At 51.8% G+C, this 13,797-nt stretch carries 11 protein-coding genes; 10 read left to right on the forward strand and 1 reads right to left on the reverse strand.

Going from position 1 to position 13,797, the window contains the following annotated elements:
• The first annotated feature begins 102 nt into the window (after positions 1 to 102).
• The 8 genes from ACWI0H_RS07055 to ACWI0H_RS07090 all read left to right on the forward strand — a co-directional run bounded on the left by ACWI0H_RS07055 (position 103) and on the right by ACWI0H_RS07090 (position 10,543).
• Positions 103 to 956 (forward strand): IS5 family transposase gene (locus tag ACWI0H_RS07055; RefSeq protein WP_485875549.1). Its coding sequence is split into 2 segments (ribosomal slippage): positions 103 to 445 and positions 445 to 956, totalling 855 coding nucleotides; the frame shifts between segments, so codons are not numbered across the junction.
• Positions 957 to 1,151: 195 nt separating this feature from the next.
• The gene (locus tag ACWI0H_RS07060; RefSeq protein WP_485875779.1) at positions 1,152 to 2,405 is read left to right on the forward strand and encodes an IS256 family transposase; all 1,254 of its coding nucleotides are present in this window, start codon (positions 1,152 to 1,154) and stop codon (positions 2,403 to 2,405) included.
• Positions 2,406 to 2,766: 361 nt separating this feature from the next.
• The gene (locus tag ACWI0H_RS07065) at positions 2,767 to 3,123 is read left to right on the forward strand and encodes a GtrA family protein (protein WP_485875781.1); all 357 of its coding nucleotides are present in this window, start codon (positions 2,767 to 2,769) and stop codon (positions 3,121 to 3,123) included.
• Positions 3,123 to 4,061, forward strand: a complete 939-nt coding sequence (locus ACWI0H_RS07070; RefSeq protein WP_336269464.1) for a glycosyltransferase family 2 protein — start codon at positions 3,123 to 3,125, stop codon at positions 4,059 to 4,061. Before ACWI0H_RS07065 ends, ACWI0H_RS07070 begins: the two co-directional genes overlap by 1 nt.
• 3 nt (positions 4,062 to 4,064) lie before the next feature.
• Positions 4,065 to 5,798 carry a DUF6311 domain-containing protein gene (locus tag ACWI0H_RS07075; RefSeq protein ID WP_336269463.1) on the forward strand — a complete coding sequence of 578 codons (1,734 nt, stop codon included), beginning with the start codon at positions 4,065 to 4,067 and terminating at the stop codon, positions 5,796 to 5,798.
• A gap of 8 nt (positions 5,799 to 5,806) precedes the next feature.
• Complete coding sequence (locus ACWI0H_RS07080; protein ID WP_485875783.1) at positions 5,807 to 7,408, forward strand: DUF6311 domain-containing protein; 1,602 nt, start codon at positions 5,807 to 5,809, stop codon at positions 7,406 to 7,408.
• Positions 7,409 to 7,762: 354 nt separating this feature from the next.
• Entirely contained in the window at positions 7,763 to 9,292 is a 1,530-nt protein-coding gene (locus tag ACWI0H_RS07085; RefSeq protein WP_336270694.1) for a DUF4214 domain-containing protein, read from the forward strand.
• A gap of 236 nt (positions 9,293 to 9,528) precedes the next feature.
• A protein-coding gene (locus ACWI0H_RS07090; protein ID WP_101146788.1) for an IS630 family transposase occupies positions 9,529 to 10,543 on the forward strand; the annotation gives its coding sequence in 2 pieces (ribosomal slippage) (positions 9,529 to 9,915 and positions 9,917 to 10,543; 1,014 coding nt in all).
• Between the two features lie 429 nt (positions 10,544 to 10,972).
• Here ACWI0H_RS07090 and ACWI0H_RS07095 read toward each other — a convergent pair.
• Complete coding sequence (locus ACWI0H_RS07095; protein WP_485875785.1) at positions 10,973 to 12,532, reverse strand: DUF4214 domain-containing protein; 1,560 nt, start codon at positions 12,530 to 12,532, stop codon at positions 10,973 to 10,975.
• A gap of 218 nt (positions 12,533 to 12,750) precedes the next feature.
• Between ACWI0H_RS07095 and ACWI0H_RS07100 the strand changes: the two genes are divergently transcribed.
• Together ACWI0H_RS07100 and ACWI0H_RS07105 are read left to right on the forward strand one after the other, a co-directional pair.
• Positions 12,751 to 13,281: a hypothetical protein gene (locus ACWI0H_RS07100; protein WP_336269673.1), complete on the forward strand. Its 531-nt coding sequence runs from the start codon at positions 12,751 to 12,753 to the stop codon at positions 13,279 to 13,281.
• Positions 13,253 to 13,708: a type II toxin-antitoxin system YafO family toxin gene (locus ACWI0H_RS07105; protein WP_336269674.1), complete on the forward strand. Its 456-nt coding sequence runs from the start codon at positions 13,253 to 13,255 to the stop codon at positions 13,706 to 13,708. The genes ACWI0H_RS07100 and ACWI0H_RS07105 overlap by 29 nt, the downstream gene beginning before the upstream one ends.
• The last annotated feature ends 89 nt before the right edge of the window (positions 13,709 to 13,797 follow it).

Here is a 13,797-nt window from a genome sequence, read left to right on the forward strand (position 1 = left end):
ATGCCTGATGCAGTGAGGCGATGCTTTCACCAGCTTCTAGGTTTTGTACGAAAAGCCTTATCTGCTAATTTTACCCATGCAAAAGCAGCATAGGGGAAAGCAATGGTCGGACGTTACGAGATATCTGATGACGGCTGGGCACAGATTGAAGATATCGTGTCGCCCCCTCAAACCATGGGCAGGCCCAGGCGGGATGACCGAAAAATGCTCAATGGTATCTTCTGGGTGCTGTGCTCTGGCGCCAAATGGCGTGATTTACCCGAGCGATATGGTCCTTGGTCGACGGTGTATGACCGGTTCCGCAAGTGGCGTGATGACGGCACCTTTGAAGCGGTACTTTCTCGCTTGCAGCTCAAATTACGTGAAGATGGGCTTATGGACTTGGACACGTGGATGATCGACGCCACTTCCGTGCGGGCCACACGCGCTGCCGCTGGAGGCGGTAAAAAGGGGGCTCGAAAGAACCGCTAGACCATGCACTGGGCCGCAGTCGCGGCGGTTTAACCACCAAAATTCATTTGGTTTGTGATCGCCATGGCTGGCCACTGGCGTTCACGCTGTCCCCTGGTCAAGAGGCAGATTCTCGGCACTTCATTCCGACATTGGAGAGAGTTCATCTACCAGGTAGCGTCGGGCGCCCTCGCAAACGTAGTCGCTATATGGTGGCTGATAAAGGATATGACAGCGATGAGCTGCGTCATTACTGCGACAGGCACGGCATGAAACCCGTGATTGCTCAGCGCAACATGCACCGAAGAGCCCGGCCTGGTCTACCCAGACGGTTCGATAAACCCAAATATCGTCAACGGAATGCGATAGAACGCTGCTTTGGCTGGCTTAAAGAATGTCGCCGCATCGCCACACGCTATGAAAAGCTGGCAAGTAGCTTTAAGGCGATGGTATGCGTGGCGTGCATCGACCGTTGCTTGCGAGCCAACTTTTCGTACAAAACCTAAGCGTTCCTGCCAGTAGGTGAGGCCTGACTGGTCTGCAGCGCGGTTAAAGTAAGTAAGATATAGCAGTTGGATATTTTCTTTTGCTGTCATGATTGAGTTATGGTGATTTCTGGTGTATGGAAGCAGGCTGAAAGGATGGCGTATCCTGTTGGTTGATCACCGCCAAGATCACAACCAACAGAGGATGGATACGCCATGTCCAAGTCTAACCTGCATGCTCTTTCACAACCAGAGGCGACCACGAACGATCCCTTGCACGATCTGATCCGACAGGGTGCCCGTGACCTGATTGCGCGGGCTGTCGAGTCTGAGCTTCAGGGGCTACTGGATCAGTATGCCGATGTATTGACACCCGATGGTCGCAAGGCGGTGGTCCGCAACGGACACCTGCCCAAGCGAACGATCCAGACAGGCGTTGGGGATGTTGACGTTCAGGTGCCCAAGGTCAGGGACCGCAGTGGTTCCGGTATTCGCTTCAACAGTCAGCTCCTGCCACCGTATTTGAAGCGGGCCCAGAGTCTGGATGAACTCATCCCTTGGCTCTACCTGCGCGGTGTCTCCTCTGGCGATTTCCAGGAGGCCCTGAGTGCCTTGGTCGGCGAGCAGGCCAAGGGCCTGTCCGCCAACACGGTGTCACGGCTCAAGGCACGGTGGCTGAAGGAGCACGAGGATTGGCGTCGCCGTGATCTGGGCCAGAAGCGCTACGTCTACTGGTGGGCAGACGGTGTCTACAGCAATGTTCGCCTGGATGATCGGCTTTGCCTGCTGGTGATCATCGGGGTCACAGAGCATGGCCACAAGGAGCTGGTCGCGGTGGAAGACGGCCATCGCGAGTCCGAAGCCAGCTGGAGAGAACTGCTCACCGGCTTGCGGGAACGTGGCCTGGACCATGCGCCCAAGCTGGCCGTAGGCGACGGGGCTTTGGGCTTCTGGAAAGCGCTGAGCAAGGTGTTTCCGGATACCCGGCACCAGCGGTGCTGGGTTCACAAAACTGCCAACGTGCTGGACAAGCTGCCCAAGTCCGTACAGCCGAAGGTAAAGTCAGACCTGCATGAGATCTATCTGGCGGAGACCCGTGATGGGGCTCACAAAGCCTTCGAGAGCACGTTAAGGCGATTCCGGGACAAGTACCCGAAGGCCATGGAAAACCTTGAAAAGGACCGGGATGAACTACTGGCCTTTTACGACTTCCCGGCAGCGCACTGGATTCACTTGAGGACCACGAATCCCATTGAATCTACCTTCGCCACAGTCAGGCTGAGGACCAAGCGAAGCCGGTCCTGTGGCAACCGCGACACCACGTTATCGATGGTGTTCAAATTGCTCCAATCCGCCCAGAAACGCTGGAAGCGGATCAAGGGGTTTAACCAACTGAAGCTGGTCGTGAACAACGTTCAGTTTCGGGATGGAGAACGGGTGGATGATCAACCTGACAGAGACGCCGCTTGATGGTCATACACCAGATTTGACAATAACTCGTCATGATTCCCTTTGCCTTACATTATTTCCGTTAATTGAGTACGTAATCACTGGCAACTCTCTCCAAAGAGAAAGCATAAGCACTACGGTAAGGAGGTTGATCTAATTAATTTTTTTAGCTTTCTCAATTTAATGAACTACAAAATAAAAGCAACATTAACTTAGTTATAATTGTTTTTTTTGTTTCTGATTGTGGTTGTAGGGGAGTGGTTGCTAACAGAACGTAAGTGAAGATGGGCAAGACGCTGTTACCAATTTTGGAGTGGATGTCGAGACGAAAAGCCGTTTAAGCATGCTAAACTGCGCGCTTTTGCTAATAGGTGGGTTCGATATGCGGGCGCGCTTTACACGTTATCTCAGCGTCGGGGTCGTTAACACCGCTATTCATTGGGCGCTTTTCTTGGCATTACAGGGGCTTGGGCTCAGTCAATGGGCGAGCAACGGGATGGCTTTTTTGGTAGCAGTGACTTTTTCATTTTTTGCCAATGCAAAAGTCACATTTCAAGCGCGGGCGACGCCTGGGCGTTATGCCATGTTCGTGCTGTTTATGGGCTGTTTAAGTGTGCTAGTGGGCGCTGTTGCAGACCAGTTGCAGCTCTTCCCGCTAGTGACACTGGCGGTGTTTTCTGGCCTAAGTTTGGTGGTGGGCTTTCTGTTTTCTCAATGGTTTGTTTTTCGGAGATCGTAATGAAACTCTCTCTCGTCGTGCCTGTTTATAACGAAGAGGCGGCAATTACGCTGTTTTATTACGCTGTGCGGGAAAGCCAGGCCCTTTCCGGTTATGACGTGGAGATAGTGTTCGTTAACGACGGTAGTCGCGACGCTACAGCGCGCATCGCCGAGGCGTTGGCTGAAAAAGATCCTTTAGTGGTACTGGTAGACTTTTCGCGAAATTTTGGCAAAGAGCCAGCGCTATTTGCCGGTTTGGAGCACGCAACGGGAGATGCGGTCATTCCGATTGACGTTGATCTGCAGGATCCCATTGAGGTGATCCCCGTGATGGTGGAGCGCTGGAAAGCTGGAGCAGAGGTGGTGCTGGCAAAACGCACAGATCGCCGTAGCGATAGCTATTTAAAGCGACGTTCAGCTGAAATGTTTTACCAGCTACATAACTGGATTAGTGATCCCAAGATTGAGCCCAATGTTGGCGACTTTAGGTTGATGGCGCGTCATGTAGTCGATGCTATTTTAACATTGCCTGAGCGAAAGCTATTTATGAAAGGGGTGCTCTCTTGGGTTGGTTTCAATACAGAGGTCATCACATACACCCGTGCTGAGCGGGTTGCCGGTGAGACTAAATTCAACGGTTGGAAGCTGTGGAACTTGGCGTTGGAAGGAATCACGTCGTTCAGTACGGTACCTTTGCGTGTTTGGACCTATTTGGGCTTTGGGGTGGCGACGTTTGCGTTTGTTTATGCAGCATTGCTGATTATTGAAAAACTCACCACCGGTAATCCTGTACCTGGCTATCCATCGTTGATGTCGACCATACTTTTTTTGGGTGGGATACAGCTAATCGGCATTGGTGTGTTGGGTGAGTACATCGGCAGGATTTATACCGAAAGCAAACAGCGACCACGCTATATCGTGCGTCGGGTAGTGCAGTCCAAGGTAGAGGACGAGTAACCGATGCGTTTAGCGGACGATGGCTGGGTGGCTCCTTCATTAGCCGTACGCCAAGCAGGGGCTTTGTTGGCGGCGGCGCTGGGCGGTGGGGTATTCGCTTTTTGGTTATATGGCTGGGGTGTCATCAACCCTGCGAGTGTTCGTTGGTTGCTGCTAGAGGGAGATCCATTTCAGCACTACATAGGCTGGGAGGCATTTCGTCACGATGAGTGGCGCTGGCCGCTGGGGGCACTACCACGTTTTGGCACAACGATCGATGCCAGTATTGTGTTTATGGATGCTATCCCGCTGCTGGCACTGCCTTTGAAGCTGGTGTCAGCATGGTTGCCAATGCCGTTTCAATACCAGGGCTTGGTGATGCTTTTCAACAGTATGTTGAATGCATTGGTAGGCGCTTGGGTAGCTCAACGTCTGGGCGCCAAGCCATTACTTTCGTTTCTATTTGCGATCTTAATTGTGCTTTCGCCAATCGTTATCATGCGGGGCATTGGTGCTCATGGGCACGAGGCATTAACCGCGCACTGGTTGGTACTGGCGGCTCTGGGTATGGCGTTATTACCGCGCTCAGGTTGGGCTCGTGAGTTGGCATGGTTAGGCTTGCTACTGGCAGCAGTATCCATTCATTTTTATCTTTTTTTCATGGTTGGCGTTATTTGGGCGGCTGCCTGGACAGCTTCGGCGCAAAGAGCATTTACCCACCGGCAGATGGCGCAGCTCGGCAGACTGTGTACCGTGGCGGTAATGAACGTAGCGTTAGTATTGTTTGTTATGTTGGCGTTGGGGTATTTCCAGTACGGTTTGGATGTTGGTCGTGAAACGGGATTTGGTTACTTCTCCGCGGAGTGGATGACATTTATTAATCCGCGCTCTGAAGCGTGGTTTTTGGCAGGTACGGAGTTATTTAGCGGTTCAAGGGTACTTCCTGGGTGGCTTTCGCCTATTGCCGGGCAATATGAAGGGCAGGCCTACGCCGGGCTGGGCATGCTGGCCTGGGGCTTATCGGCCGTGACAGTAGCGCTGCGCCGCATGCCCGTTAGTGCAGTGAGTGGCGTATCTCGCGAGCATGCGACACTATTTGTAGCATTGGTCATGCTTTTTGTGTTCGCGCTAGGCGACCGATGGGTAATTGGGCGCTTGGTATGGGATATTCCTTACCCCGATTGGACTCAGTTAATTACGCAGTATTTGCGCTCAAGTGGACGCTTAGTGTGGCCGCTTTTCTATGCGTTGCTATTAGCTGCCCTGTGGTTAACGGCGCGCTTCATGAGTGCGCGAATGGGCATAGTAGTATTAATCATAGCGATTTGGGTGCAGTGGTCTGATCTTAAACCGTTGAATGATTTTATACGTGATGGCTTGAGCAGTCGCGTGGCTGATACGCGCTCCTCGTTCCCTTATGCCACTTTGGAAGATCCACGCTTGGCTGCTTTGGTAGATCAAAGCGATGCGATCTATTTCTTGCCGGGTGGCAATATGGAGCGTCTGAAACCTTACTTATGGTTGGCTGCTCATAATGATGTGAGCATTAATGTGGCTTACTTTGCGCGAAGTAATTCGGAGGCATTAGAGATAGCTAACCGTTCATATGTCGCGCAAGTTAGCCGTGGTGAATTATTGCCTTCCACATTGTATGTGATGACTGATAGCGAGCTGGCCGACAAAGTTTGCGATTATTCACAGGCGGTTTGTTTTAACAGCGATGGTGCCACCGTCGCGACACTATCCAGCAATGAGTGAGAAATGTTGTGCCATTGAATAGAACATTCGACCTGCTAATAACGTGCCTATTAGGCGTGGTGGCGTTTGCGCTGATTGCAGGCAACCCCCTTGCTGTTCTTGCGGGGGGGCTGGTGATTGACACCGATTATGCCAACGCTGCAGCAGCGTTCGAACTGTTTGTGAAGGATCGTTGGCACTGGCCGTTAGGTGCTAACCCGCATTTCGGGGGGGTTAATATATTTTTCAGTGATGGTGGCCCTTGGCTAGCGATGTTTGCCAAGCTGGTGCGGCAAGTGAGTGGTGTGTTTATCAACTTTCACTGGCTTACATTGATCAATGTGGTGATGTTTGCGGTAATGGCGCGACGATTGGCTTGCCTGCTTTCGAAACAGGCGTGGACTAGCTGGTTGATTACTCTCTGTTTGTTATTCAGTTTGATGATGCCCGTTCGCATGATTGGTGGCCAGCATATAGCGCTTAGCAGCTATTGGGTGGTTCTTTGGGCAATGTGCTGTGTGCCTCTGGGTGAAGAGGGAAATTCCTTTCGCCGTCGTTGGGAGTTTGTTCTGGCGTTGACCTTTGCCGTTTGGAGCCATGCCTATCTTGCTGCTATGGCGTTAACGTTAGTAGGTGCTTTATTACTATCTGAGAAGCGTTGGAAAGCGACGATTTTAGCGCTAGGCGTTGCGTTATTTTTACTCTATGTAGTGGGTGTTTTCCATGGTGAACATGCCATTACAGAAGGGGCGAAGGCTTACTCGTTGGATGTCCTCGCTTTTGCTGAATCACTTGGCTGGGCGCTACTGCCCAATCTTTATACGATTAAAACGCCAACCCAAAGCGATGCCATTCTCTATTTGGGAACTGGGATGTGGTTGCTGCTGGCCATAAGCTTAGTAGTGGCTTTGGTTCAGCTATTGAAGGGGCGTTTAGCACCATCATTACCACTGAGTGAGATGAGTAAATTCTGGCAGCATGGGACAGCAACAAAGCGCTTGGGGGTCTTGCTACTGGCGTCGATAGCTTTAGCTATTTACAGCATGACATTTGATCTTCGTGTGGCGGGTTATGTATTGGTCTCATTAGATATACCGTCTGTATTTGAGCCGCTTTATCACCGTTTTCGTGTCACTGGCCGGTTCGCCACGCCTCTTGCTTATTGTTTGATTATTCTTGCTTGCCTGGCTTGGAGTAGGCTCAGTCGGGGGGCTCCCCGCTACGTCATATACGGCGTGGCAGTGGTGGTAATAGCATTACAAATGGCAGATGTATGGGTGGCTGGGAAAAAAAGCCCACCGGGAGATTGGTTGGCGGATGCGCAATCACAAAGAGCAACCGTAACCTCAGTAGCAGAAGAGGGCGCTTGGTCGGGTCGAGTATTCAGGGCGGTTGGCTATTTTGATCTTGAGCAGCAGCGAATGATCGATTTGGCGTTGGTTGAACAAGGCGCTTGGTTCTTTGCTGTGGCGCATGGGGCACGCTTGAACCCGGAAGAGGTTGAGCGGCGTTCAGGGTATGCGGAGGCGGATGCTGGCGATGTGGTGATCACGTTAACGGATGCTGATGAACAGCTCGAATGCAGCAAAACAGGCACCATCAAGAATTACGCGCTTTGTCTGGTGAAATGACGGGTTGCGTTATGGTGCCTATAAGACGGTGTTTGCTTTTTTGACGTTACGGTATATGGGTTTGTTAAGCCGCTCGGCAGACACGGAAGGAGGGATTGATTCATGGCGGCGGGTAGGCTCACTCATGCAGGGTAAGATCACTTCCTCAAGACTAGACTAATATTGACAAACGCAACGCTTATACCTATTGGTTAGTAGTGGGGTGTGAAATAGATGGCTGCCATGTTCAGTCATCTGCGCGATAACAACAAAGGTGTTATGAGTCGCTAATGCGATTCACTGTAATACATCGTTTTGAGCGCTTCACCGATGAGAACAGGGAACGTTACTTGGTAAATGCCAGGAGGCATCACCATGTCATCACTTTCTACGCAGCAAACATTGCAGGCATTTTATCTAGGAGTATTCGGGAGAGCAGCTGATCCGGATGGATTTAATTATTGGTCTTCTCAAATAGATAGCGGTGCGATTGAGCTCACTGATGCATTAGGCGCTATGCTGCAATCCGATGAGTTTGCCGAGCGACAAAACGAGCTACCTCAAAGCGAAAATGATGTTTGGATTGACGATATCTACCAAGATTTTTTTGGCCGAGACGCTGATAGTGGCGGCGCTGAGTATTGGTCTTCTTTACTTTCACAGGGTGTTTCTGCTCAAGAGGTAATTCAACGCATTATCCTATCTGCATCCGCAACCGATAAAGAAGCGTTAGACGCGACGACATCTATTGCCCGCTTCTATACCGAGAATGTTTCTAATACCGAGTATGACGCTGACCAACCCCTTATTCAGCAAGGGTTGCGTAGCAATGAGCAGTTGTATAGCGATCTAGCGGCGTTAGACGCAACCTACGATACGATGGCGCTTGATCAAGTGGGGGAGTCCTTAGAGGGGCGCCCGCTTTATAGCGCGACGGTTGGGGAAGGCGAACGTAAGCTAATGATCGTCACTCAGCAACATGGCGATGAACCTACCGGTACTGAAGCCGCCATGCTGTTACTGGAGTGGTTGAGTGGTGATAGTGAAGCCGCCCAGGCACTGCGCAGTGAAATGACGGTGACAGTGATGCCCCGCGTTAACCCCGATGGGTTTGAGCGTTGGGAACAGCTAACCTATGGTGATGCCGTACTTGATGACACCATTGACCCAAGAAGAAACTCAGCGGATATGGATTTAAACCGCACCTGGGATTCAAGCGAAGCGATTGACCCAGCGCTTATTCCTGAAGCTTTGGCCGTTCGCGAGGTGTTAGCTGCGTTTCAGCCCGAACTGATTCTGGATTACCATAATCAAAATAACTACCTCAACGCAGAGGGTGAGTTAGAGACTATTTCTGTCTTGTGGCCTACTAATGAGCTGGTGGACACTGAGATAACCGCGGCTGCTCAGCAGGCGGCCATGGCAGTTTCTCAGGGCATAGAAGGTTTTGATTTTGGATCCTTATCGTTATATCCCGGTAGCGAAACACCGCAAATAGCACGCAATGGATTGGGTATTGATGGCGTGCCTGCCTTATTGATTGAGCAGCGCGGATTGGAAGAGATGGAAATAGCTGCCAGCGGCGAGCTTGATGTTGATTACAGTGCGCTATCAAGCTCGTTGATATTAGAAAGTTTGCTTAGCATGTTGGGTGTAATTACCGCCATGGGAAATGATGAGCTTGAAATGATTGATCCAGCTTTGGCCACCATGATTCCTGAGCGCGGCGAGCGTATCGCATATGAGGATATTTATCTGGAAGGGATGGCCGAGGATGATGGTGCTATGCTAGCCATGAATAGTGCAGAAGGGGGCTCTGGCACTATTCGTGATCCTATGCCTGACACTGTGGAAGTAACGGGAGTCGATACGGCAGCGGCTAATGCGGATATGTGGGCCGCTTAATCATTAAGTGTCGGTTCTGAAACGTTAGCAGGCTGAAGCTTGATGATCAGGTGGCTGGGCGTTGGCTGACTAATCTTTGCTTCATAATGCTCGGGGGATGGGGCTATACCATCTTGGAAGCGTTCCATTACATCGACTAGTTCATTGGCCAGCGCCTTTTTTTGTAAAGATGTTAAGTACCTGATCTAAAGTTTTCGTGTAATATCCATGCCAGGATTTCTGTCACGGACAGAACCATGGAAAAACGCTTCGTTGCCCCTCTCACTGAACCTGAACAACAGACGCTGACCTCCGCCTATCACCATGGCGAGAAGCGCGCTCTCCGTCGTCGGGCGCATGCCATTCTACTGAGTGACCAAGGCCATACTATTACCCAAATCAGTGAGATACTTCAGGTTCGCCGCGATGCCGTATCACGATGGTTCAAGCAATGGGAAGTGTCCGGTTTTGATGGTCTCACCGACAAACCGCGTAGTGGACGAACACCCGCCCTCGATGAACACGATCACAAGCGACTGCAAGCGTTGGTAGCCGAGCATCCCCATCAGATTCGCGCCTTACAGGCTCGCTTTCAAGAAGAGACTGGCAAGTCTGTCGCCACGGTGACACTGCGCCGGGCGTTGAAAAAAAAATGGCCATAGCTTCAAGCGCATTCGGCATTCACTCAAGACCCAGCGTGACGAAACGGACTTTCGCAAAACGCAAGGCTTGATGAAAGCGCTTCACGAGCGAGAGGACCAAGGCGAGCACGAGCTCTATTACTTTGATGAATCAGGTTTTTCACAAGCGTCGTCGGTGCCGTATGCGTGGAGCCCTATCGGCAAGCCCTGGGAAGTCACTGCCTACTCCCGCAGCCGAAGGCTAAACGTGCTGGGCTTCCTAAGCCGAGCCGGAAAACTGGTCTATCACACGACAACCGAGACAGTGACCACGGAAACGGTCATAGAAGCGTTTGACCAGTTTGTGATCCAGAAGGATCCAGACACCTTCGCCGTTGTGGTGCTCGACAATGCCAGCATGCATCGCTCCAAGGCCTTTAGGCGCAAGAGGGTGGAGTGGATGTCGCAACGTGTGCATCTGATCTATCTGTCTGCCTACTCACCAGAGCTGAATCTGATAGAGATTCTGTGGCGGCAGATGAAGTACACCTGGCTGCCCTTGAGTGCCTATCTCTCGTTTGAACGTCTACATGAAGAGGTACACCGCTTACTCGGTGGTTACGGAACTGATCACGCGATTAATTTTGAATAGGCACTTAGAGGCATAGTGATTATCCTTGGAAATTGAGTGCTGTTTTGCTAAGCAGCGCTCACTTTTTTATTAGTGTTTACTTCATGCTATGAGTGAAGGTATATCTTTATTAAAGTTGGATTAACTTATTATATCGTATTAAGCGTTATTATAAAGCTGCAATTCAAGTACTCGAACGCACTAAATGTGTATTATTGTGAACTCGACTATTGTTGCATTGCAGAATGAAAACTCCGCTTGAAAATTGAGTTTCAGAGATGTAGTTGGCAAGCTTGCCGCGGTCTAAGTTACATGCTTTAAGCAAGCACTTTTGATAGCGTCTTTATTGAGAAGGCAGCTGCTTGGCTGCTTTTTTGAAAATTTGTACAAGAGCGCCATACCTCTCAGACATGGCGCTCTTGTCGTTAATTACTCGTATCAGGCACTACCTCAGGCAAGGAAGTCCCACTGCACAGAATCAAGGTCGTGGCTGCGCATCTCATCTGAGAACATAAAGCCGTCCACTATCTCACTTAATGTGGCTTCAGCCATTTGTTCACTCCAGTACGCCTTACCGCTCTCATCTGCTTCGCGCCCCAACAGGCTTGTATAAAGCAAGTCTAGATAGTCGTCGTCCTCTTGCACTAACCGGCCCGATTCCTCCGAGTTCAGGATCGAAAGTGCCATATCTGCACGGCTCACCCCGTTGGCACTCTGCTGTGCCCAGTACTGCACGCCTTCTACATCTGCCTGGCGACCCAGCACCTGGGCATAAAGCCCGGTAATCCAGGCCAAGTCTTCATCGTAGCTCAAGGCCAACTCGTCGTCGGCAAAGGTGAGTGTCTCGATATTAATTAAGGTGTCGATATCCTCAGGTTCTGTCTTGGACTGCACGGTGATCACGCTGTGCTCCTGAGTGACCACATAGTCATCCCGGTTGCCCTCATAACTGACCGTGTCGGTGTCGCTGCCGCCGTGCAGCAGGTCGGCACCAGCGCCACCGAACAGTTCATCGTCGCCGCTATCGCCGAACAACCGGTCGTCGCCGCCCTCAGAGCCAATGGTGTCGTTGCCACCGCCGCCGTGCAGCTCGTCATCGCCAGCCCCCAACACAATGTATTGACTGGCATCATCACCAATCACCACGTTGTCACCGGCACCACCGCGGATAGTCGTAGCGCCGACAATACTGGCAAAATCGATATTATCGAGCTGGAGCTGGTTGCCTTGGGAAAGTGAGTGCACGTCGATCACAAATGCTTCCTGATGGCTATTGCCTGCGCCATCGTCGTCGCCGATACCGGTAATCTGAATGGGCGTACTGGTTGAGTTGCCGTTGTTGTCACTGATGACCAACGTGCGGATATCCAGCAGTGTGCCTTCCGGGCGGTTAGCGAGCCACTGCCCGGCCACACCGGTTTGCGCGCTCAAGTTAGCCGGTTGCTGTGCATCAATGCTGTTGATTAAATCGGCCAACGCTAGCTGTGGGTCAATCGCTGTGCGAGCCCCCTGGTTTACTAGGCTAACGCCACCGGGCAGCGTCGCGGTCACTTCGTTGGCGTTGCCACTGTTTTCTACCAGCTTGGCCGTACCGCTGCGGCTGCTGGTATTGGTAATCGTCTCGCTCACCGTTGGCTGGCCGGAGGGGGTACTCGGTTGGGGCTCGTCGGGGGTGGTCGGTTCTACCTGGATAGGGTCTGGGTTAGGCGAGGACTCGTTCACATTCGTTACAGTGACCGCCAGCGTTTGCGCGGTGGTGCCACCCTGGCCGTCGTCGGCGGTCACATCAACATGGTAGACGTTATCGTCATCGGCATCCGCGGGGGTTTCGAAGTTCGGGGCGCTGGTGAAGGTCAGCACCCCGCTGTTGGCGTCCAACGCGAACAGTGCCTGGTCGGTGCCGCCGGTCAGACGGTAGATCAGCGTGTCGCCGTCGGCATCCGTGGACGCCAGTGTGGTGACCGCTGTTGCGTTCTCGGCCACGCTCAAGGTAGGGGAGGTGGTGAGCACCGGGGCATCGTTGGTTCAAAGATGTGTGCTTCATTGATAAGGGCAAAAAGCTCTCCAACGTTTAACACGGAGCCTTTATCATCGGCTGCAGGCCACAAGGATCTTGGCTATTGAGGAAGACGGTCATAAAAGGGCTTTGACATGGCGGACACAAGCCGTCTACACGGGTATGATACATTTATCAACAGCCACGCTATTCACGGTGGGAGGTAAAGATCATGATAACGGCTACCCACAATCTCCTTGTCCAGCACCTGCTGGATGTTGCCTTTGACCTGGCCAACAATGCCGGTCGGCTTATTCAGCGCATTGCGGATACCCGGGGAAATACCAAACCTGGGGACGACACCTTCCAGCGTCTTGTTCGTAACGCTCAGGTGTCCTTCGATCAGCTAGTGGAAGATGCTGATCAATACATTCTGACGGTCGAAGAGAGCGGTGATGCCCCGCTGGATTACCGCTCACTGGAAGGGCTTGCCGAACGTTTACGCACTATCGAACGCGAAGTTAAGCGCTTGATGAATCATTCTGAGACACCCAGCGATATCATAGTATCGTTGGAGCAATGCGGTTTTCGCCGTTCTATTGCCAAGACCCGTAGTCGCATGACACTGGCAGCCCAAGTTTCCAAACAGCGGCAAGTGATCGCTAAGACATATGATACAACGGTTTCTCCGGCAGCCTATGCCGCCGCTGCCACGCTCATGACAGAAAAGCTGGGTGAGAAAGCGAGGCAGTCCGGTGATTGAGGTGGCGTTTCATCCAGAGACGGAACACTACTTCGACAGTATTGACACCACCTTTCCTGGGTTCAAGCAGGAACTGCTGGAGAGTTTCACTGACTATATAGCTTCCGGTAGGGAAGTCGTACCTGATTGCTTCGGTAATGATGCGCCCTATACGCAACCTTATGGCGCTTTTCGCGCGGGGTTGATGCATATCCACATTGCCGTCCCGCCGACGATCTTTCCTAAAAAGCGTCCCCAGGCTGACCGGAAATGTCCGCTGAACGCACCGGATCAAGACGCAGCCTTGGTTTACGTGCAAGGCGAACTGGAAGAAGACCATTACTGTTTGCTTGCCATTCTCTATCCAAACGCTCATCAGCAAGCAAGCGACAACCGCACGATCCCCTATCTCGCCCGTCTGGCTCAAGACTTCAAAGACCGACACTGAACTTTTGCATCCATCTACCCGGCAATCTACAGCGGTTAAAAGTTGCGTTTATGAAGGCACTCAAAACGCCGCATGTAGTGGTATGGGGC

It is taken from the genome of Halomonas sp. NYA30 (assembly GCF_976980765.1).